General features: G+C 67.9%; 15 protein-coding genes. 8 read left to right on the top strand and 7 right to left on the bottom strand.

The genetic code is table 11. The features are described 5' to 3' along the window. Window positions 1-267 precede the first annotated feature (267 nt). From DFQ14_RS21145 to DFQ14_RS21130, 4 genes are all read left to right on the top strand, one after another. On the top strand, window positions 268-1,242 hold the full coding sequence (locus DFQ14_RS21145) for a carbohydrate kinase family protein (protein WP_114455087.1): 975 nt from the start codon (window positions 268-270) through the stop codon (window positions 1,240-1,242). Between the two features lie 20 nt (window positions 1,243-1,262). Further along, on the top strand, window positions 1,263-4,865 hold the full coding sequence (gene metH, locus DFQ14_RS21140; RefSeq protein WP_114455086.1) for a methionine synthase: 3,603 nt from the start codon (window positions 1,263-1,265) through the stop codon (window positions 4,863-4,865). A 106-nt stretch (window positions 4,866-4,971) separates the two neighbouring features. Then, complete coding sequence (gene ahcY, locus DFQ14_RS21135) at window positions 4,972-6,435, top strand: adenosylhomocysteinase (RefSeq protein WP_114455085.1); 1,464 nt, start codon at window positions 4,972-4,974, stop codon at window positions 6,433-6,435. Between the two features lie 473 nt (window positions 6,436-6,908). Then, a complete protein-coding gene (locus tag DFQ14_RS21130; protein WP_114455097.1) occupies window positions 6,909-7,799 on the top strand; it encodes a mycobacterial-type methylenetetrahydrofolate reductase in 891 nt (296 codons plus the stop codon). An 88-nt stretch (window positions 7,800-7,887) separates the two neighbouring features. Here the strand turns inward: DFQ14_RS21130 and DFQ14_RS21125 are convergent, their stop codons facing one another. From DFQ14_RS21125 to DFQ14_RS21115, 3 genes are all read right to left on the bottom strand, one after another. After that, a complete protein-coding gene (locus DFQ14_RS21125; RefSeq protein WP_114455084.1) occupies window positions 7,888-10,110 on the bottom strand; it encodes a thiamine pyrophosphate-dependent enzyme in 2,223 nt (740 codons plus the stop codon). Then, window positions 10,085-11,056, bottom strand: a complete 972-nt coding sequence (locus DFQ14_RS21120) for a LysR family transcriptional regulator (protein WP_114455083.1) — start codon at window positions 11,054-11,056, stop codon at window positions 10,085-10,087. Before DFQ14_RS21120 ends, DFQ14_RS21125 begins: the two co-directional genes overlap by 26 nt. An 86-nt stretch (window positions 11,057-11,142) precedes the next feature. Then, the gene (locus tag DFQ14_RS21115; protein ID WP_114455096.1) at window positions 11,143-12,708 is read right to left on the bottom strand and encodes an aldehyde dehydrogenase family protein; all 1,566 of its coding nucleotides are present in this window, start codon (window positions 12,706-12,708) and stop codon (window positions 11,143-11,145) included. Window positions 12,709-13,000: 292 nt separating this feature from the next. Here DFQ14_RS21115 and DFQ14_RS21110 point away from each other — a divergent pair, with 292 nt between their 5' ends. Then, window positions 13,001-13,819, top strand: coding sequence for a serine hydrolase (locus DFQ14_RS21110; protein WP_246195407.1), 819 nt, complete (start codon window positions 13,001-13,003; stop codon window positions 13,817-13,819). A gap of 73 nt (window positions 13,820-13,892) precedes the next feature. Here DFQ14_RS21110 and DFQ14_RS21105 read toward each other — a convergent pair whose 3' ends face one another. From DFQ14_RS21105 to DFQ14_RS21095, 3 genes are all read right to left on the bottom strand, one after another. Beyond that, window positions 13,893-14,600: a YqjF family protein gene (locus DFQ14_RS21105; RefSeq protein WP_114455095.1), complete on the bottom strand. Its 708-nt coding sequence runs from the start codon at window positions 14,598-14,600 to the stop codon at window positions 13,893-13,895. Between the two features lie 215 nt (window positions 14,601-14,815). After that, the gene (locus DFQ14_RS21100) at window positions 14,816-16,399 is read right to left on the bottom strand and encodes an amidohydrolase (protein ID WP_114455094.1); all 1,584 of its coding nucleotides are present in this window, start codon (window positions 16,397-16,399) and stop codon (window positions 14,816-14,818) included. A gap of 44 nt (window positions 16,400-16,443) precedes the next feature. Then, complete coding sequence (locus DFQ14_RS21095) at window positions 16,444-17,037, bottom strand: hypothetical protein (RefSeq protein WP_158546744.1); 594 nt, start codon at window positions 17,035-17,037, stop codon at window positions 16,444-16,446. Window positions 17,038-17,517: 480 nt separating this feature from the next. Here DFQ14_RS21095 and DFQ14_RS21090 point away from each other — a divergent pair, with 480 nt between their 5' ends. The 3 genes from DFQ14_RS21090 (at window position 17,518) to DFQ14_RS21080 (ending at window position 20,288) form a co-directional block, all read left to right on the top strand. Continuing rightward, window positions 17,518-18,711, top strand: a complete 1,194-nt coding sequence (locus DFQ14_RS21090; RefSeq protein ID WP_246195405.1) for a Glu/Leu/Phe/Val dehydrogenase dimerization domain-containing protein — start codon at window positions 17,518-17,520, stop codon at window positions 18,709-18,711. A gap of 266 nt (window positions 18,712-18,977) precedes the next feature. Further along, a complete protein-coding gene (locus DFQ14_RS21085) occupies window positions 18,978-19,181 on the top strand; it encodes a cold-shock protein (RefSeq protein WP_114455080.1) in 204 nt (67 codons plus the stop codon). 177 nt (window positions 19,182-19,358) lie between these two features. Next, on the top strand, window positions 19,359-20,288 hold the full coding sequence (locus tag DFQ14_RS21080) for an NAD-dependent epimerase/dehydratase family protein (RefSeq protein WP_257233781.1): 930 nt from the start codon (window positions 19,359-19,361) through the stop codon (window positions 20,286-20,288). Window positions 20,289-20,304: 16 nt separating this feature from the next. Here the strand turns inward: DFQ14_RS21080 and DFQ14_RS21960 are convergent, their stop codons facing one another. Further along, window positions 20,305-20,478, bottom strand: a complete 174-nt coding sequence (locus DFQ14_RS21960) for a hypothetical protein (protein ID WP_158546743.1) — start codon at window positions 20,476-20,478, stop codon at window positions 20,305-20,307. Window positions 20,479-20,592 lie beyond the last annotated feature (114 nt).

Here is a 20,592-nt window from a genome sequence, read left to right as displayed (position 1 = left end):
CTGCACCCGATCTACGCGCCGACGGCGGCCTACGGGCACTTCGGCCGCACCGACGTGGACCTGCCCTGGGAGCGCACCAACCGCGTCGACGCCCTGAAGAGCGCCGCGGGCCTCTGACAAGTCCACCCGAAAAGTGCTCTCGCACAGGCTGCGGGGCGCGGAGGACCGCGCCCCGCAGCCTGGCGGGTGTGCCCGGACACGTTCTCAGCCAACCACCGGCCGGTGGCGGACCATCACCGACATCGGCCCTGGTGAAGGAGTTTTACAGTGCAGATCGCGGTGACCGGTTCAATCGCCACCGACCATCTCATGTCCTATTCCGGCAGGATCGCCGAGCAGCTGATCGCCGATCAGCTCGACCAGGTGTCCCTGTCCTTCCTCGTGGACGGGCTCGAGGTCCGTCGGGGTGGTGTCGCAGGCAACATCACGTTCGGCCTCGGCCAGCTCGGCGTTACCTCGCTGCTCGTGGGTGCCGTCGGCGAGGACTTCTCCGAATACCGCGCGTGGCTGGAGCGTCACGGTGTGGACACCTCGGCGGTGCACACCTCGGCGACCGCCCACACCGCGCGGTTCACGTGCACGACCGACCAGGACAACAACCAGGTTGCCTCGTTCTATCCCGGCGCCATGTCCGAGGCTCGCGAGATCGAGCTCAAGCCGATCGCCGACCGGGTGGGCGGCCTGGACCTCGTGGTGATCTCGGCCAACGACCCCGAGGCCATGCTGCGCCACTCCCAGGAGTGCCGCGACCGGGGTTACCCGTTCCTGGCCGACCCGGGGCAGCAGCTCGCCCTGATGGAGGGTGACCAGATCCGTAAGCTGGTGGAGGGGGCGAAGTACCTGTTCACCAACGAGTACGAGCACAGCTTGCTGCTGCAGAAGACCGGCTGGTCCCACGCCGAGGTGCTGGAGCAGGTCGATCTGTGGGTCACCTCGCTGGGCGAGCAGGGCGTGCGTGTCGAGTCCAAGTCGGCTCCGACATTCGAGATCGCTCCGGTGAAGCCCAAGCAGGTCGTCGACCCGACGGGCGCGGGCGACGCGCTGCGCGCGGGCTTGCTGGCCGGGCTGGCCGGCGGGCTCGAGTTGGAGCGTTCGATCCAGCTCGGTTGCACCCTGGCGACCACGTCCCTGGAAACCGACGGGCCGCAGGAGTACGACGTCGAGAAGGGCTCGTTCGTGGCCAGGTTCGCCGAGACATACGGCGACAAGGCGACGTCCGAGATCGAGTCGGTGCTTCGCTGAAGCGTCGGGAAGGCAGCGTCATGACTGAACAAGTTCAATCGGGCCGACAGGACAACGACCCGAGCGGCTTCCTGTCGGCCATCGCCGATCGCGTGCTCGTCGGGGACGGCGGCATGGGTACGGCGTTGCAGGAGTACGATCTCTCGCTCGAGGACTTCAACAACCTCGAGGGGTGCAACGAGATCCTCAACGAGACGCGCCCCGACGTGGTGCGCTCGATCTACAACGGTTTCCTGGCCAACGGCTCGGACGCCATCGAGTCGAACACCTTCGGCTGCAACCTGCCCAACCTGGGCGAGTACGGCATCGAAGAACGCATTCAGGAGTTGGCCCGCAAGGGTGTGGAGCTGGCCCGCGAGTGCTGTGACCAGTACTCGACGTCCGACAAGCCGCGCTTCGTGCTCGGCTCGATGGGCCCGGGAACCAGACTGCCCACGCTCGGCCACGCCCCCTACGCCGACCTGCGGGACGCCTACCACGAGCAGGTGCTGGGCATGCTCGACGGCGGGGTCGACGTGATCCTGGTGGAGACCTCGCAGGACCTGCTGCAGACCAAGGCGGCCGTCGTCGCGGCCAAGCGGGCCATGACCGCCAAGCAGAAGTGGGTGCCGATCATCGCCCACGTCACCGTGGAGCAGACCGGCACCATGCTGGTCGGCTCCGAGATCGGTGCGGCCCTGACGGCTCTGGAGCCGCTGGGCATCGACATGATCGGCATGAACTGCGCGACCGGCCCCGCCGAGATGAGCGAGCACCTGCGGGTGCTGGCCGAGCACGCGACCGTGCCGATCTCGGTCATGCCCAACGCCGGCCTGCCCGAGCTGGGCGACAACGGCGCGGTCTACCCGCTGCAGCCGCACGAACTGGCCGAGGCCCTGGTCGGCTTCGCCAACAACTTCGGCGCCCGCCTGGTCGGCGGCTGCTGTGGTGTGACCGGCGAGCACGTCCGGCAGGTCGCCGAGGCCGTCAGCGGCCTCAACCCGGCGCCGCGCACTCCCGAGGTCGTGCCGTCGATCTCCTCGATGTACCAGGCGATCCCGTTCAAGCAGGACGCCTCGATCCTCAACGTCGGTGAGCGCACCAACGCCAACGGTTCCAAGGCGTTCCGGGAGGCGATGCTCGAGGAGCGCTACGACGACTGCGTCGAGATCGCCAAGGGGCAGACCCGTGAGGGCGCCCACATGCTCGACCTGTGTGTGGACTACGTCGGCCGCGACGGCACCCACGACATGCGGGAACTGGCCTCTCGGCTGGCCACCTCCTCCACGCTGCCGATCATGGTCGACTCCACCGAGGCCGAGGTCATCGAGGTCGGCCTGGAGCACCTCGGTGGCCGGTGCGCGATCAACTCGATCAACTACGAGGACGGCACCGAAGAGGGCGGCCGCTACGACCGGGTCATGAAGATGGCCGTCGAGCACGGCGCGGCCGTCGTGTGCACCTGCATCGACGAGGAGGGCCAGGCCCGGACCGCGGAGTGGAAGCTGCGCGTGGCCGAGCGGATCATCGAAGACCTCACCCAGAACTGGGGTCTGGACGAGTCGGCCGTCATCATCGACTGCCTGGTCTTCCCGATCACCACCGGTCAGGAAGAGGTCCGCAAGGACGGCATCGAGACGATCAATGCCATCCGTGAGCTCAAGAAGCGCCACCCCCGGGTGCAGACCACGCTGGGTCTGTCGAACGTCTCGTTCGGGCTCAACCCGGCGGCACGCCAGGTGCTCAACTCGGTGTTCCTCAACGAGTGCCGCGAGGCGGGGCTGGACAGTGCCATCGTGCACGCCTCCAAGATCCTGCCGATGAACAAGATCGACGACGAGGCCCGCGAGGTCGCGCTCGATCTCGTCTACGACCGGCGGCGTGAGGCCACCGACGAGGAGGCGGCCTACGATCCGCTGCAGAAGCTCATGGCCCTGTTCGAGGGCAAGAGCGCTGCTTCCACGGGTTCCTCCAAGGCCGAGGAACTCGCGGCGATGCCGCTGTTCGAGCGGCTGAAGCAGCGCATCATCGACGGCGAGCTCAACGGGCTCAACGCCGACCTCGACGAGGCGATGCAGGAGAAGAAGCCGCTCCAGATCGTCAACGAGGATCTGCTGGGCGGGATGAAGGTCGTCGGTGACCTGTTCGGGTCCGGGCAGATGCAGCTGCCGTTCGTGCTGCAGTCCGCCGAGGTCATGAAGACCGCCGTGGCCCATCTCGAGCCGCACATGGAAAAGGACGACTCCGGGGGCAAGGGCAAGCTGCTGCTGGCCACGGTCAAGGGCGATGTGCACGACATCGGCAAGAACCTGGTCGACATCATCGTGTCCAACAACGGCTACGACGTCGTCAACATCGGCATCAAGCAGCCGATCAACACCATCCTCGAAGAGGCCGAGAAGAACGAGGTCGACGCCATCGGCATGTCCGGCCTTCTGGTCAAGTCCACGGTGATCATGAAGGACAACCTGGAGGAGATGAACTCCAGGGGCCTGGCCGAGAAGTACCCGGTGATGCTCGGTGGCGCGGCGCTGACCCGGACCTACGTGGAAAATCAGCTCGAGGAGACGTTCGAGGGCGACGTCCGCTACGCCAAGGACGCCTTCGAGGGTCTGACGCTGATGGACCGCATCATGTCCGCCAAGCGGGGTGACAACCCCGAGGAGGACGAGAAGGAGAAGGCCAAGAAGGCCGAGCGCAAGGCCCGCCACGAGCGGTCCCAGCGCATTGCGGAGAAGCGCAAGGCCGAGCAGGGTGAGCTGCCCGGTTTCGACGACACCACCAAGTCGGACGTCGACCCGAACCCGGGTGTGCCGACACCGCCGTTCTGGGGCTCGAAGGTGGTCAAGGGCGTCCCGGTGGCCGACTACCTGTCGCTGCTGGACGAGCGGGCCACGTTCTTCGGCCAGTGGGGCCTGCGCGGCTCGAAGAAGGGCCAGGGGCCCTCGTACGAGGAGCTGGTGGAGTCCGAGGGGCGTCCACGGCTGCGGGCCTGGATGGACGAGCTGCAGACCAAGGGCATCCTGCAGCACGCGGCGGTGGTCTACGGCTACTTCCCGTGCGTGTCCGAGGGCAACGACCTCGTCGTGCTCGACAAGGACGAGCCGGACGCCCAGGAACGGCACCGTTTCCGCTTCCCCCGGCAGCAGCGGGAGCGTCGCCTGTGCCTGGCGGACTTCTACCGCTCCCGCGAGAAGGCCGAGGAGCTCGGTCAGGTCGACGTCCTGCCGATCCAGCTGGTCACGATGGGGACGCCGATCGCCGACTACGCCAACGAGCTGTTCGCCAACAACTCCTACCGGGACTACCTGGAGATCCACGGCCTGGGCGTCCAGCTGACCGAGGCGCTGGCGGAATACTGGCACCGCCGTGTCCGCCAGGAACTTCTCTGGTCCGCGGGCCGTTCGGTCTCGGAGGAGGACCCCGAGGACGTCGAGCAGTTCTTCAAGCTCGGCTACCGGGGTGCCCGGTACTCCTTCGGCTACGGTGCGTGCCCGGAGATCGAGGACCGGGAGAAGCTGGTGGACCTGCTCGAAAGCGAGCGCATCGGCGTGGTGCTGTCCGAGGGTTACCAGCTGCACCCGGAGCAGTCGACCGACGCGATCGTCAGTCACCACCCGGAAGCCAAGTACTTCAACGTGTAAGGAACCGTTCCGGACCGGGTAAGTCTCCCGAAAGCGGGGCGCTTCCCGGTCCGGGCCCCGGGCGAGAAGAGACGTCAACTCGCCCAGGAAACGAGGAAAGGAAATCATGAGCCCGAAGCTTGAGAAGGTCAACGGCATCGAGTTCGCCATCGCGGACCCGAAGCTGGCCGAGTCCGGTCGTCACCAGATCCGTCTGGCCGAGCACGAGATGCCGGGCCTGATGGCTACTCGCCGCGAGTACTCGGAGAGCAAGCCGCTCAAGGGCGCCCGGATCGCCGGTTCGCTGCACATGACCGTGCAGACCGCGGTACTCATCGAGACGCTGGTCGAGCTCGGCGCCGAGGTCCGCTGGGTCTCCTGCAACATCTTCTCCACGCAGGACGAGGCCGCCGCCGCGGTCGTCGTCGGCCCGAACGGCACCCCGGACAAGCCGGCCGGCGTGCCGGTGTTCGCCTGGAAGGGCGAGACGCTGGAAGAGTACTGGTGGTGCACCAACCAGCTGTTCCAGGGCTTCTCCGGTGGCAAGGGCCCGAACATGATTCTGGACGACGGTGGCGACGCCACGATGCTGGTCCAGAAGGGTGTCGAGTTCGAGACCGCCGGTGCCGTCCCGCAGCCGACCGAGGACGACCCGGACGAGTTCAAGGTCGTGCTGTCGGTGCTGCGCGAGAGCCTGGAGTCCGACAAGCAGCGCTTCACCAAGGCGTCCAAGGAGATCAAGGGCGTCACCGAGGAGACCACCACCGGTGTGCACAAGCTCTACGAGCTCGTCAAGTCCGGTGACCTGCTGTTCCCGGCGATCAACGTCAACGACTCGGTGACCAAGTCGAAGTTCGACAACAAGTACGGCTGCCGCCACTCGCTGGTCGACGGCATCAACCGTGCCACCGACGTGCTCATCGGCGGCAAGGTCGCGGTCATCTGCGGCTTCGGTGACGTCGGCAAGGGCTCGGCCGAGTCGTTGCGCGGCCAGGGCGCCCGGGTCATCGTCACCGAGATCGACCCGATCTGCGCGCTGCAGGCGGCGATGGAGGGCTACGAGGTCAAGACCATGGAGGAAGTGGTCGAGACCGCCGACATCTTCATCACCACCACCGGCAACTTCGACGTCATCACGGCCGACCACATGAGCCGGATGAAGCACAACGCGATCGTGGGCAACATCGGCCACTTCGACAACGAGATCGACATGGCCGGTCTGGAGAAGACCCCCGGCATCAAGAAGCAGGAGATCAAGCCGCAGGTTCACGAGTACACCTTCACCGACGGCCACGCCATCATCGTGCTGTCGGAGGGCCGCCTGCTCAACCTCGGTAACGCCACCGGTCACCCGAGCTTCGTGATGTCGAACTCCTTCACCAACCAGACGATCGCCCAGATCGAGCTGTTCACCAAGACCGAGGAGTACGACAAGGACGTCTACATGTTGCCCAAGCACCTCGACGAGAAGGTGGCGCGGCTGCACCTGGACGCGCTGGGTGTCAATCTCACCAAGATGACCAAGGCGCAGGCCGAGTACATCGGTGTGGACGTCGAGGGCCCGTACAAGCCCGAGCACTACCGCTACTGATCCGATCGCACGCGACATCGCGTGTGTGATCGATGGCTACGGCCACCGCCCGGGCCGGGTTCCCGGGCGGTGGCCCGCCACGAACCGAGCAAGTCGGGAACTCTCGAACCGGGCCCCGCAAGTCCGCACCGGTCGCGCCCCTGGCGTTCGCCCCTACACCAACTTCGACGACGACAGCACCGACCCGATGGCCGTGCGCACATGGCCGTGCACGAAGGCACGGGCAGGCACGGCAGGCCGGGTGCGCCGCCAGTGACGTTTGCCCTGGCGAGCGCAGACGGAGCCGCGCCGCGACGACGGGTCATCCGGAAGTTGTGATTCCAGTCTGCTCAGACCTGTTCGCGAGAACGAATTCCCCTCTATCACCCATTGATAGCACGTCCCTGCTCACAAGGCAGGCTCGCCGGAGCTGTTGGTGAGCTCTGCGGTGATCGACGTCGACAGAAGGAAAACCTGAGGCCGACATGAACACCATGAACACCATCGCACTGGAACTGGTACCGCCCGATCTCGAGGGCGGTGTGGACAAGGCGGTCGAGGAAGGCCGCAAGGTGGCCGAGAACGCCCGGGCCACCGGACTGACGGACCGCATCCGGCATCTCATGATGCCGGGCATCATCGCCGAGGACGACGACCGTCCCGTCGAGATCAAGCCGAAGATGGACGTGCTCGATTTCTGGAAGACGGTCCGGCCGGAGGTGGGCGAGGTCAAGGGCCTGTGCACTCAGGTCACCGCCTTCCACGAGAAGCAGGAACTGGCCGAGCGTCTGCAGAATCTGCGTGATGCCGGCATGGACGGCGTCGCCTTCGTCGGAGTGCCTCGCACCATGGCCGACGGGGAGGGCCCCGGGCTCGCCCCCACCGATGCCCTGACACAGTTCCAGGACGTCATCGCCAACCGCGGCTCCATCCTGATTCCCACCCGAGAGGGTGAGCAGGGGCGGTTCAACTTCAAGTGCGAGCGCGGCGTCACCTACGGCATGACTCAGTTGCTGTACTCCGACGCCATCGTCGGTTTCCTCCGTGAGTTCGCCGAGCAAACCCCGTACCGCCCGGAGATCCTGCTCTCCTTCGGTTTCATCCCCGGCGTCGAGAGCAAGAAGAAGCTCATCGACTGGCTCATCCAGGATCCGGGCAACCCGGCGGTCGAGCAGGAGCAGAAGTTCGTGGCCGAGGTCGCGGAACTGTCCTACGAGCAGCGCAAGCAGCAGCTCGTCGACCTCTACAAGCGGGTTGTCGACGGCGTGGGCGAGCTCGGTTTCCCGCTGAGCATCCACCTGGAGGCTCCCTACGGCAATACGAAGCCGGCTTTCGAGACCTTCGCCGAGATGCTCGACTACTGGGAGCCGAAGCAGTCCGCCTGATCCGGAATTTCGCCGTTGCGGATTCGGAGTGAACGGAACTTTCGCCACTTCTATCCGGGTGAAAGTTCCGTTCACTCGTATGCGGTGTTCACACCATGGCCAGCGCGGCCTGCTCGATCGTGGTCTCGTCGAGCAGCACGTGCTGGGCGGCGTCGCCGAGGGGGATGAAGCTGTCCTGGCTGGTCACTCGCCTGATCGGGCCGCTGAACCCGGCATCGATCAGCGCGGTGACCACGGACTCGGAGACCCCACCCGAGCGGCGGGTCTCGTCGGCGACGAGGACCCGGCCGGTGGCGCGTGCCTGTTCCAGCAAGTCCTCACTCGGCAGCGGAGCCAGCCACCGCAGGTCGAGCACGCGGGCGCCGATGCCGCGCTCGCCCAGCCGCCGCGCCACCCGCAGGCTCATCGGCAGACCGTTGCCGAAGGTGACCAGGGTGAGGTCGGCACCGTCGCCGTGCGCGCGGGCGCGGCCGATCGGCACGTGTGAGGTCCCCGGCGCGGGATAGCCGGCCAACCAGCCACCGTCGCCGGATTCGTGCAGATCCCGGGTGTGGTACAGCGCGATCGGCTCCAGGAACACGCACACCCTGCCGTCCTCGCGCGCGGCCGCCGCACAGGTACGCAACATCGCGGCCGCATCATCGGGCCGGGACGGTGAGGCCACCACCACTCCGGGCATGTCCCGCAGTGCCGCCACACTGTTGTCGTTGTGGAAGTGCCCGCCGAAACCCTTCTGATAGGCATAGCCGGCCACCCGCACGACCATCGGGTTGCGGTACTGCCCGCCGGAGAAGAAGCTCAGCGTGCTCGCCTCACCGCGCAGCTGGTCGGCGGCATTGTGCAGGTAGGCGAGGTACTGGATCTCCGGGATGGGCAGCAGCCCGGCCGGACCCGCCCCCAGCGCCGTGCCCAGGATGCTCTGCTCGTCCAGCAGCGTGTCGAAGACCCGCAGCCCTCCGAACTTCTTGCGCAACCCACGCGTCACCCCGTACACGCCGCCCTTGCGGGCGATGTCCTGACCGAAGAGCAGCACCCCCTCGTCCCGGGCGAGCTCATCGGCCAGGCAACGGTTGAGCGACTGCGCCACGGTGAGCGGCCCCTCGGACTCGGGAGGCTGTGTGCCGAAAGCGGCCCGCCGCCGCTGCGGATCCGGACAGCTCGTGGCGCGGCGAGCCACGGCATCCGGCCGGTCCGCCGTGATCGAAGCCGTGACCTCGGCAGCGGTGGACAGTTTCGGCCGGGCCAGCGCCTGTTCGGTGAGCCGCGCAACCTCCCGTCGCTTGTCCTCGTAGCGCCGGACGACCTCCTCGGCGGTGAGCACTCCGCTGTGCACCAGGGTTTTCGCGGTGGCCAGGACAGGATCGCGCTCGTAGTCGGCGGTGATCTCCGTGCGCCCGCGGTAGCCGGATTCCACATCCGAGCCGGCATGGCCCATCAGGCGCACGGTGCGCAGGTGCAGAAAAGCGGGAGCGCGGTTGCTGCGCACCCAGTCGGCTGCGTGCCGGGCCACCTCGGCGCAGCGCACCGGATCATCGCCGTCCGCGGTGAAGTACGCCAGCCCCGGACGCTGCCCGTAGGTAGTTTCGATCCACCGCGGGGGAGTGCGGACGCTGATACCGATCCCGTTGTCCTCGCACACCAGCAGCAGCGGCATCGGCAGCCCCTGATGCGTGCAGTGCAGTGCCGTGTTGATGGCGCCGGTGGCCGTCGAGTGATTGGCCGAGGCATCGCCGAAGCTGCACACGACCACCGAATCCGGTGCCCACACGTGTTCCGCGCCCAACGTGGCGGCACGTCCGAGCGAGAAGGCCAATCCGACCGAGCGGGGCAGGTGCGAGGCGATGGTCGAAGTCTGCGGGATCACTCCCAGCGCGGCGTTGCCGAAGACCTTGTGCCGACCCGCCGAGATCGGCTCGTCGGCGGAGGCAACCACCCCGAGCAGCACGTCCAGCAGCGGGTTCTGCTCCGGCACCTGCCGGGCGCGCTGCAGGTAGAAAGCCCCGGAGCGGTAGTGCAGCAGGGCCGGGTCCTGCGGGGTCAGCGCCGCCGCCACGGCCGCGTTCGACTCGTGACCGGAGGAGCCGATGCTGTAATAGCCGAGACCACGGGCTCCGAGTTGTCGCGCGGCGAAGTCGAGGTGCCTGCTGCCTGCCTGTGCCTCGAACAGCTCCAGCAGTCGCTGCCCCGTGATCGGGCTGTCGGGGTCCGCCGTGGGCGAGCGGTGTTCCGTGCGGGCGGGTGCGGACAGTGCGGAGACCGCGTGCAGGAAATGCTCGTCGATCGCTTCACTGCGCTCGCCTGCTCTGGTCATGGTCGCTGACTCCCGGTCGGTAGCGTGTGTCGTCCCCGCCGCGCCATCCCTCGGCCAGCGCCGAGCACGACGTGGCCAGGCACTCCAGGGCCGGCGGCAGCAGTGGGTTGGTGTTCTGTGTGCGGTAGAGGACTTTGATGCGCCGATACGGCTGACCCTCCGCGATGGGCAGGACCCGTACACGGCACTCGGCGACGGCCAGCGCCGGAAGAAGCGCCGTGCCGAGGCCACGCGCGACGAGGTCTCGGATGACGGCGTAGTCGTTGCTGCGGAACACGATCCCGGGGACGAAGCCGGCCGCGGCGGCCAGGTGTACCAGGGACCGGGCGCCGGCGGTGTCCTCGCGGGTGCAGATCCACGTGTCGCCGGCGAGTTCGCGCAACTCGACCTCGGCGGCATCGGCGAGCCGGTGCGTTTCGGGCAGGGCCAGCAGCAACGGCTCGGCGAGCAGCTCCTCGACGCACAGTTCGGGCGGCCACTGCCGCGGGTCGAGGTCGTATTCGAAGACCACGGCGGCGTCGAGCACTCCGTCGAGGACACCGCCGATCACCTCGTCCGGTTCGCCCTCATCGAGTTGTACCTCGGCGTTCGGGCGCTGGGCAACGATGGCGGCCAACACATCGGGCAGCACGCGCGCGTTGGCGGTGGCGAAACTGGCCAGTCGCAGGCTGCCCTGGTCGCCGGCGACCAGGGCTCGGGTCTCGCGTTCCAGCGAGTCCAACGCCGCGAGTGCTCCCCTGCTGCGTTCGGCCAGGCGGTGGGCCAGCTCCGTGCTGTGCGTGCTGTGGGCGCGGCGTTCGAACAGCACCGCGCCGACGGATCGTTCCAGCAGCACCATCTGCTGGGAGACCGCGGAAGCGGTGTATCCCAGCACTCGGGCCGCCCCGGCAAAGGAGCCGGTCCGGACGCACTCCTGCAGCGTGCGCAGGTGTACCGGATTCAACACGTGCGTGCCTTCCGGCGATCAGGGTGCGTGAACGGCAGCGGCGTGCCGTGCGGACCCCGGGGAGACCGTCCCACCGCCTGCTCGCTTCAGGACTGCCCGCCGAGCTCGGCGGGCAGCCGGTAGTCCCACTCCGGCTCGATGGCGCCGACGTCCATCTGGGCCTTCTGCAGCTTGCCGGAGAAGTCCCAGTTCAGCGATTGCCAGCGGGTGAACTGGTCGATGACCCACATGCCGGACAGGCGGCCGCCGTTGCCGGATTTCCCGTTGCCGCCGAACGGCAGATGCGCCTCGGCGCCGGAGGTGGAATTGTTCGCGCTGACCATGCCGGCACCGATGCCTTCCCGGAACCGGAACGCCGTGGCCGGGTCCGTGGTGTAGATCGCCGCCGACAGGCCGTAACCGGGCGCGTTGCCGAGTTCGATGGCTTCCTCGAGGGTCTCGTAGGTGGTCACGCCGACGATGGGCCCGAAGGTCTCCTGCCGGAAGATCGCGTCGTCGGTGCGCAGACCATCCAGCAGCACGGGGTGGTAGTACAGGCCGGCCGCATGGTCGCCCCGGAAACCGGCACGCGGCGCATCATCGCTGATCCGGCCGACCGCATTCGAGCCGAGCACCGTGTGATGCGGCTGGATGTCTTTGAGGATGCGCTCGAAGTTGTCCGCGAATTTCTGGTCCAGCATCGGCCCGTAGAGGACCTCCCCGGTCGGCTCGCCGATGGTGGCGCCGCGCACGGCCTCGTCCAGCCGTGCGAGGAACTCGTCGTGGATGTCGCGGTGCACGATGAGATTGCCCAGCGAGGTGCAACGCTGTCCGGCGGTGCCCCAGCCGGAGAACAGGGCGCCCTCCACCGCGAGATCGAGATCGGCATCCGGGGCGACGACCATCGGATTCTTGCCGCCGAGCTCCAGGGTCGGGCTCTGCAGGTAGCGACCGCACAACTCGCCCACTCGGGTTCCGACCGCGCTCGAACCGGTGAAGCCGACCTTGTCGACCAGCCCCCTGTCCAGGGCGGTCTCCAAGCCTCGGAAGGTCGCTTCGCCGTCGGCGTAGACGAGATTGAGCGCGCCTGCCGGGACTCCGGCACGCCAGGCCAGCTCGGCCACCGCGCGCGCGGCGCCTGCCGCGTACTCGGCGGGTTTCCACACCACGGCGTTGCCGCACAGCAGCGCCGGGACCAGGTACCAGGAGGGGACGGCGACCGGGAAATTGCCCGCCGTGATGATGGTGGCGACCCCGACCGGGGTGCGGAAGGTGAACAGCTGCTTGTCCGGCATCTCCGAGGGCACGGTCTGGCCGTAGAGCCTGCGGCCCTCACCGACGAAGAAATCGCAGGTGTCGATGATCTCCTGCACCTCGCCGAGAGCCTCGGTGCGGGGCTTGCCGATCTCACGGGTGACCAGGGAGGCCAGCGATTCCTTGTTCGCCTCGACCAGCCGTCCGAAGCCTGCGATCACCCGGCCGCGCACCGGCGCCGGTACCCGCGCCCATTCCCGCTGCGCACGCTGGGCCTCCTCGGCGGCGGTGACCAGGGTGTCGGGAGCGGCCAGGCGGACTCGGGCGACCACGTCGTCGAGCCGGGAGGGGTTGCGCGAGAGGTACTCGCCTGCCTCGTCCTGCGGCTCGGAGGGGGTGGCTTCCCCCGCATGACCGATTACGGATTTCCACGTCGTCGACTCCACCGACGCACACCTCTTCTGCTCGCTCGGCTCCGGCTCCCGGGCCGCCGGTCGGCGGCCCACGGGGTTGTGCCGTACACAACACGTGCGCTCGGGATCACCGTAGACGTTCGGAGGCCGGTTTGAGCAGAGCCACGGTCATGATTTCTGCTCGCCGGTGAGCCACAGGATCGCTTGGGGTAGGTTTCGCAACGCTCGCTCGGCGGCTTCGCGCGCTCGGATGCCCGGTGCCGGTGAGCACCGGGTGTGCGTGCGATACAACTGCCCCGTGGGTTTTGCTGCGCGATTTCGCCCCGCACTTCCGGTGGCGGGTGACGGTTTCCCCGGCCGGGTCAGCGTCGCGGCCTGGGCGTTGGACGAGTCCGACACGGTGACCGTGCAGGCTCATCGCCCGGTGCAGGCCGCCAGCACGATCAAGGTCCTCGTTTTGATCACGGCGCTGCGCCACGTCCGAGACGGACGGTTGGCTCTGGACACCGAGCTTCCCCTGCCCGCATGGGAGCACCGCGTCGGCGGGACCGGCGTGCTGCGTGAACTGGCAAGTGTGTCTCGGCTCGCTCTCGCCGACCTGCTGGCTTTGATGATCGTGGTCAGTGACAACACCGCGACCGGCGTCGTCATCGATGCCGTGGGATTCGACGCGATCAATGCGTGCGCCCGCGACCTCGGATGCACGACGACGCGGGTGCAACGGCACTTGATGGACATCGACGCGATGATCGACGGCTGGGACAACGTCACCAGTGCCCTGGACCAGGCACGGGTGCTGGACCGGCTGGCCAGGGGGACGGCCTTGCCGGACGAGCTCACCCACTGGGCGCTGGATGTGCTGTCCCGGCAGCAGATGCGGGATCGCCTGCCCGCACTGCTGCCGGTCGGTGCGGAATGCTGGAACAAAACCGGCGAGCAAATCGGTCTGCGCCACGACGTGGGATTGATCGGCAGGGCAGGGAAGCCGCAGGCCGTGATCGCGGTTCTGGTCGACCAGCTCACCGATGAGCGTTCCCTCGGTGGGTATCGAGGTGGCCCGGGCTGCGACCTCATCGCCGACCTCGGTGCGCGAGCCCACTCGGCGCTGTCGCCATGATCGACTCGAGCGTCGCATTGTGCTGCCGAAGGCGAAGACATCGGCGCCGCGGGCAGCAGTGGCCACCACGCCCCTATATCGGGCGGGGGATCCCGAACCGGCCGTGGACGGCCGGAGCATAGAGCACGCTGGCCGGGGCGGTGGTGGGGGAGGGCAGCCCGGTCGCGGCGATGAGCTGATCGTCGAGATCGAGCAGCTCGGCGGTGTGCAGCGGCCAGCGGTCGTGGACCAGCGGGGCGGCGACGGTGTGGCCGGACACACTCAGGTGCAGCCGCCAGCGGGCGGTGAGGAAGTGCTCGAGCGGGGTGCCGTCGATGGGGGGACCGACCCGGATCCGGATCCGGTTTCCGGGGGTGGGTGGTTTCGGTCGGCGGCGGCTGCTGCCGTAGTCGAGGACGTGGGCGTTGCGGGTCAGGTGCATGCGCGACCAGGCGTAGGGCAGACCACAGAGCCGGGCGGCCACCACCCAGGGCAGGCGGTCGGCCTCCATGGTCAGGAAGACGGTGCCGCGGCGGCCTTTGTCGTCGACCGAGTAGACCCGGACGTTGGTCTCGAGGAACTCGCCGAAGGAGCGCATCCGGAAGGCGACCAGTCCGACGTGGGTGTCACCGCCGTAGGTGTCGGGCTCGGTGCCCGGTGGCAACAGCGGACGGACCTGCGCCGGCTCGACCGGCCAGTGCAGGAATGCCACATCGGCCAACGCCACCCCGAGCGGAGCGGGCCACGGCTGTGGCGGGGGATCGGCGGTGATCGATTCGGGAGCCGCCGCGTGCATGGCCATGACAGCGACATACCCGCAGGGCTGCGAAGGGAACCGCCTGCCGGTACGCCGCACCGGAAGCCGCCGGCTCGCCCGCTCGGGTTCCACATCCTCATGGCATCATTCACGACAACTGCAATAATATATTCAGTGCTGGCCGAAACGACTCGTCGTCAAGGCCACACCTCCCGGAATCCGATTCCGACACGACAAAGACCGCTGCCACAGCGATACGGTCACCGGGCGCACTCGTGGACCACGTTCCCGTCCACCACGGTCATGTCGACCGACACGCTGCCGATCTCCGTTGGGGGCAGCAGGAACGGATCGGCATCGAGCACGGCGAGATCGGCCCTCTTGCCGAGCTCGATCGAACCGGTCTCGTCATCGAGATGATTCACCCAGGCACTGCCGATGGTGGCCACGGCGAGTGCGTCACCGAGGTCGAGGGCCTGCTGCGGCAGGAACGGTTCCTGGTCGGTGCCGTGCTCGGAGCGGTTGACCGCGACGTGGACCGCCTGCAGCGGTTCCGCCCCCGAGATCGGCCAGTCGCTTCCTGCGGCGAGCACCGCACCCGCCTGGTGCATTGTGCGGAAGGGATACTGCCTGCTTGCGCGTGCACGGCCGAGGTACGGCGTGGTGAGCTCGGTCATCTGCAGGTCGTTGATGGCCCAGCGCGCCTGGATGTTGGCCGCGACCCCCGATGTGCGGAACCGAGCGAGATCGTCCGGGTGGACCACCTGGACATGGGCGATCTGGTGACGCAGATCGTTCATCCCGTTGACCTGCCGGGCGCCGGCCACCGCGTCCAGTGCCTCGCGAACGGCGCGGTCGCCGATCGCGTGGAAATGCACCTGGAATCCTTCGTCGTCGAGGCGGCGCACCGCACGCGCGAGGACCTCGGCGTCCACACGGGATTCTCCGCTGCCGTGCCCGCCGAGATAGGGTTCGAGCATGGCGGCGGTGTGGTTTTCGCAGATGCCGTCCTGCATGATTTTGACCGTCTCGGCACGAAAGTGGCTGCCGCCGCGCGCGCGGGCGCGGCGAGAGAGCAGGTCGGCAAGCTGGGACTCGTCGCGGGTGGGGTCCCACCACAGTGCCCCGGTGCAGCGAGCGGTCAGCAGGCCCTGCCGATCCAGGTCCCGGTAGAGATCCAGGGTGTCGGCATAGCCCAGGTAGGGACCGATGATCGCGTCCTGCCACGCCGTCACGCCGCACGTGTGCAGATACCGCTGGCCCTCCAGGAGACCCTGCCGGTACTCGTCCTCGGCAGCTGCCGGAATCACTCGTGTGACCAGCTCCGTGGCGCCCTCGTGCAACACTCCGGCCGGGTGGCCCACCGCGTCCCGCTCGATCCGCCCGTTCGGTGGGTCGGGGGTGTCGCGGTCGATGCCTGCGTGCCGCAGGGCGGCCGTGTTCACCCATGCTCCGTGGTGGTCCTGGTTCACCAGGTAGGCCGGACGATCCCCGGTCACGGTATCGAGCGACTCCCGCGCGGGCGCTCCCGCGGGAAAGTGGCCGAGGTCCCAGCCGGCGCCGAGCAGCCAGCCTGCCTCCGGGTGCGTCCGTGCGTACTCGCCGACCCTGCGCAGGCAGTCCCGTGCGTCCGTGCTGGCGCTCAGATCGCAGCGCAGCCGCTGGAGGCCACCGTAGACCGGGTGTACGTGGGCGTCCTGAAAGCCGGGCAGGAGCAGCCGGCCGCGCAGGTCGACGACCTCGGTCTGCGAGGTCACGATGCCCTCCACCGTGGCCGAGCCCAGTGCGATGATCCGCCCGTTGCGCACGGCGACGGCGTCGGTGAACGAGCGTACCGAGTCCATGGTCGCCACCGGCCCGTTGACGAAGGCCAGGTTCGGTGCGCCGGTCACGCCGGTGGGTTGTCGATGGCCTGCCTGCCTGCCTCGCCCGCACCATCGAAGGCCTCGGCCGGGCGCGGGTTCCCGTCCTGCGCGGCGGAGCCGGACGGCGCGGACAGCCCCGCGCGTTCGGCCATCCAGGCCGGGATGTTCTCGCCGGCTCGAGGCATGGTGCGAAGCTCGGCGGCGAACTCCGCGGTGGGGGGAGGGGTGTGCCATGCCGGTTCGTGGTCGCCGTTGAAGTCCACGCTGTAGCTGCCGGGACGCTGCAGGCGGTACAGCGCGCTGATCCAGGTGCCCCGGTCCGGCTGGTGCATACCGATGCGGAGCCGGTCGAACATCGGCGCGGTCTCCTCGGGCGGTGCCCACGGGATCAACGTGCCGTTGGGTGCGGTCAGTTGCGCGGTGAGTTCACTGTGCGCACCGACGGCCCGGTACTCCACACCGACCTCCTGCCAGCCCGGCGGCAGCGCTTGCACGAGTACCCGCCCGATCTGCTGAATCAGCTCCTGTTGGGTGTTCTCGTCCAGTGCGCCCGGTCGCACCCGGGATTCCGATTGCATCTGGGGTTCCTGTGGGGTCTGGGGTCCCGGTTGGGTCATACCCGCATCATCCCAGCCGGCCGACCACCCTGGGAGCTGCTCCCGCGCGATTCACACCACGTGATCCGTCGCCTTGCGGCATGCCCCGGTCTTGTGAGCGGCGAGCGCCCGGACCTCGGCGAGGGTTTCGGGCCGATGCGAAAAAGGAGGTCGCCGCTGCCCGCACGGTCACGAAAAACGTCCAACAGAAGGATTGTTGACAATCGATCTCGAGTGGGTTTAGCTTCGGTTCACCGGCGAGAGCGGAGGTGAGCATGCGAGCTCGCGAGCAGGGGCACGTGCGCCGACTCCGCTGGCTGTCTTCGTCCTCGCTGTGGCTTCGACATTCGTGACCACCGTCGCCGTGATCGTGCGGCGGTGACGACTGCGTAACGCGTGCGGCCGGCCGGGCCCGCCGCCCGCGCACATCCTTCTTTTCTCGGTGGGGACCGCTTCGTGCGGTGCCCGCTTCAGGCAGCGCACAAGGGAGGAGGTTCGGCGGTGGCACTGGTCGATCGCGATCCGCTGATGAGGATGACCTGGACGGACCCGGTGACGGGCAAGTGTGGATACCTGGTCGTGCACAGTCTCGTGTCCGGCCTCGCCACCGGCGGGACCCGGATGCGCGCGGGCTGCACGATGTCGGAGGTCGAGGACCTCGCTCGCGGTATGGCCCGCAAGACGGCGGTGTTCAACCTGCCTGTCGGTGGTGCCAAAGGCGGGATCGACTGCGACCCGAAGGATCCGCGGGCACGGGGAGTGCTGCGCCGTTTCGTGGAATCGATGCGCCCGTGGATCGATGCGCACTGGGTGACCGCCGAGGATCTCGGACTGCCGCAGCAGCTCATCGACGAGATCTTCGAGGAGGTGGGGTTGCGGCAGTCCTACCACGCCGCGATTCGTCGCGCGCCCGATGTCGAGCACACGCTCCGCCGCGTGCGTGCCGGGTTGAACGCTCCCGTGCCCGGAGGGCTGTTGCTCGGTGACGTGGTCGGGGGCTACGGCGTGGCGCAGAGCTGCCTCGGCGTCGTCCGGGCCCGCGAGTGGGAGCCGGCGCGTACCACCGTGGCGGTGCAGGGCGTGGGCACGATGGGTGGTGGCGCCGCGTGGTACCTGCATGAGGCGGGACTCCCGGTTGTCGCGGTGGCCGATGCGGTCGGTGCGCTGTATCACCCCGAGGGGTTGGACATCCCCGCATTGCTGGATTCGCGGAACCGTTTCGGTGAGATCGATCGGACCCGGGTTCCCGAGTGCGTGCAGCGGTTGCCGCGGGAGGCGGTGCTGTCGGCCGAGGTCGACGTGCTGATTCCGGCGGCGGTGTCGTATGTGATCACGCCCGAACGCGTCGCCGATATCGCCGCACGAGTGGTGATCGAGGCGGCGAACACCCCGGTGACATCGGAGGCCGAAGAGTTGCTGGCAGGGCGGGACATTCCGGTCATTCCGGATTTCGTCGCGAATTCGGGCGCGGTGGCCTGGGCGTGGTGGTTGCTGCTCGGCCGGGTCGACGCCGATCCGGTGCTGTCGTTCAGTGTGCTGCGCGAGGAGATGCAGACCAAGGTCCCGCCGTTGCTGCAAGCCTGGGACGTCGAGGGCATCACCCCGCGGACCGCGGCGTTGCGGTTGGCGGATCTGCACAGTGAGCGCAACCGTGCTGCGGAAGCGGCCGGGCACGTGCTCGCCAGCATTCCCTAGAATCGAACGAAAACCCTCCGGGTTGGTGTCGGCATTGCCATGGCAGCGCCGACACGCGGTGTGGCCACGCGAGTGACAACCACCAAGGGGACTGCTAGCCTGATCGGCGGTTGCAGTTTTGGTTCCCAGAAGTACTGGAAAGTGCCTGCGAGCAATGCGCGCCGCAGGCACTTTGTTGTGCCGGAGGCCGTTCGGCCCGGGTGATCATCTCGGCGACTTGGGGGTTGGCGAGGTGTCGACCCCGGCCATCTGAAGTAGGAGAGAGAATGGCTACCGGTACCGTCAAGTGGTTCAACGCCGAAAAGGGATTCGGATTCATTACTCCTGACGAAGGAGGATCCGACGTGTTCGCCCATTACTCGGCGATCGACGCCACCGGTTTCCGCACGCTGGACGAGAACCAGCGGGTGGAGTTCGAGATCGCCCAGGGCCCGAAGGGGCCGCAGGCCGCTCAGATCCGCAGTATCTGAGTCCATCGACTCCGGACACGTCAGGCCCATCACCGTCGCGGTGATGGGCCTGACGTATCTCGAAGGAGACCGAGGAATCGAAACAGCATAAAATTCACCCGTTTCGGGGCCTCGTGGAGCGGTAGGCTCGCCTGTTGCGGATGTCGATCGCCTGCGAGGTGCTGGGTGCCCCTGCGTGTGTTCGTAACCGGTGCGACCGGCGTGGTCGGCAGGATGCTGCTGCCGCAACTGCGCGGGCGAGGCCATCATGTGACGGCCCTGGTACGCCGGGCGCGGGACGCGGACCGGCTCGGCGATGTGGACGGTGTGGCCGTCGCCGACGTCATGGACCTGCGGACGCTACGACGCGTGCTGATCGGGGCATCACCGGATGTGGTGGTGCATCAGGTGACGGGGTTTCGCAGCACCGACTGCGCGTCCGGTATGCAACGGACGGCGCACTTGCGGACCGCCGGAACCGAAAATCTCATCTCGGCCGCGGTCTCGGCCGGGGCACACCGCGTGGTGGCGCAGAGCGCGGCATCGGCGTACTTTCCGCACGGCCACGAGGTCCTGGACGAAGAAGCACCACTGTGGACCGACGCTCCCGGCCGTTGGGGTGCGGCCGTGCGGGCCGTGGAGGCGCAGGAAGAAGCGCTCCTGACGTGTCCCGACATCGAGGGTGTGGCGCTGCGATACGGGGCGCTCTACGGCCCGGATACCTCGTTCGCCCCGGCGGGAAGGATTCACCGGATGATTCGCGGCAGCGCCGTCCCCCTGGTCGAGGACGGCGGGGGCATCACCTCGTTCACCCATGTCGAGGATGCCGCAGGCGCCGTCCTCGAGGTTCTGGCGGACGGGGAGTCGGGTGCCTACAACGTCGTGGACAACGAGCCCGCGCAAAGCAGCGAGTGGCTACCGGCCTATGCGCATATGATCGGTGGTCCTGCCCCGGTGTCGCTGACCCGGGAGCAGGCCCGCGAGCAGCTGCACTGGCTCACGGTCCACCAACTCACCGAGCAACGGGGCGCCACGAACTTTCGGCTGCGGGAGGCGGTGGGCTGGCGCCCCGTCTGGCCGAGTTGGCGCGAAGGATTCGCCGACCTCTTCGGGCTCTGGCCCGGCTGAACGGCCACCGGCCGACTCAGAAACGCTCGTCGACCTCGTCTTCCGGCACGATCTGCTGCTGCTCGACCATGTCGGCGGGATTGACATCCGCCGATGTCTCGGCGGTGGCGTCGAATCCCCCCTGGTCCTCGGCGTTCTGGTCTTCATGCAGCTGTTCGGCGGCGTCCGCTTCCGGAGTTTCGAAATCCATGGTTCCTCCTGCTTCCCGGATGATCCTGCTCCTGCCACCGTAACGATGTCGCAGCCCACCGGCCTCTCAGTTGCCCTCGGCAGCATCGGGGCGGCAGGAACGCAGGTAGGAGCC

The organism is Halopolyspora algeriensis (assembly GCF_003337235.1).
GTDB classification, from domain to species: Bacteria; Actinomycetota; Actinomycetes; order Mycobacteriales; family Pseudonocardiaceae; genus Haloactinomyces; species Haloactinomyces algeriensis.
The sequence above is the reverse complement of the archived record's forward strand: the minus strand, read 5'-3'. Positions and strand labels throughout refer to the sequence as shown.

Bases quoted from the DNA above. Each gene is read 5' to 3' on its own strand.
- metH (WP_114455086.1), top strand. From the start codon at position 1,263: ATGACTGAACAAGTTCAATCGGGCCGACAGGACAACGACCCGAGCGGC.
- ahcY (WP_114455085.1), top strand. From the start codon at position 4,972: ATGAGCCCGAAGCTTGAGAAGGTCAACGGCATCGAGTTCGCCATCGCG.
- DFQ14_RS21130 (WP_114455097.1), top strand. From the start codon at position 6,909: ATGAACACCATCGCACTGGAACTGGTACCGCCCGATCTCGAGGGCGGT.
- DFQ14_RS21125 (WP_114455084.1), bottom strand. From the start codon at position 10,110: ATGACCAGAGCAGGCGAGCGCAGTGAAGCGATCGACGAGCATTTCCTG.
- DFQ14_RS21105 (WP_114455095.1), bottom strand. From the start codon at position 14,600: ATGGCCATGCACGCGGCGGCTCCCGAATCGATCACCGCCGATCCCCCG.
- DFQ14_RS21100 (WP_114455094.1), bottom strand. From the start codon at position 16,399: ATGGACTCGGTACGCTCGTTCACCGACGCCGTCGCCGTGCGCAACGGG.
- DFQ14_RS21095 (WP_158546744.1), bottom strand. From the start codon at position 17,037: ATGACCCAACCGGGACCCCAGACCCCACAGGAACCCCAGATGCAATCG.
- DFQ14_RS21085 (WP_114455080.1), top strand. From the start codon at position 18,978: ATGGCTACCGGTACCGTCAAGTGGTTCAACGCCGAAAAGGGATTCGGA.
- DFQ14_RS21960 (WP_158546743.1), bottom strand. From the start codon at position 20,478: ATGGATTTCGAAACTCCGGAAGCGGACGCCGCCGAACAGCTGCATGAA.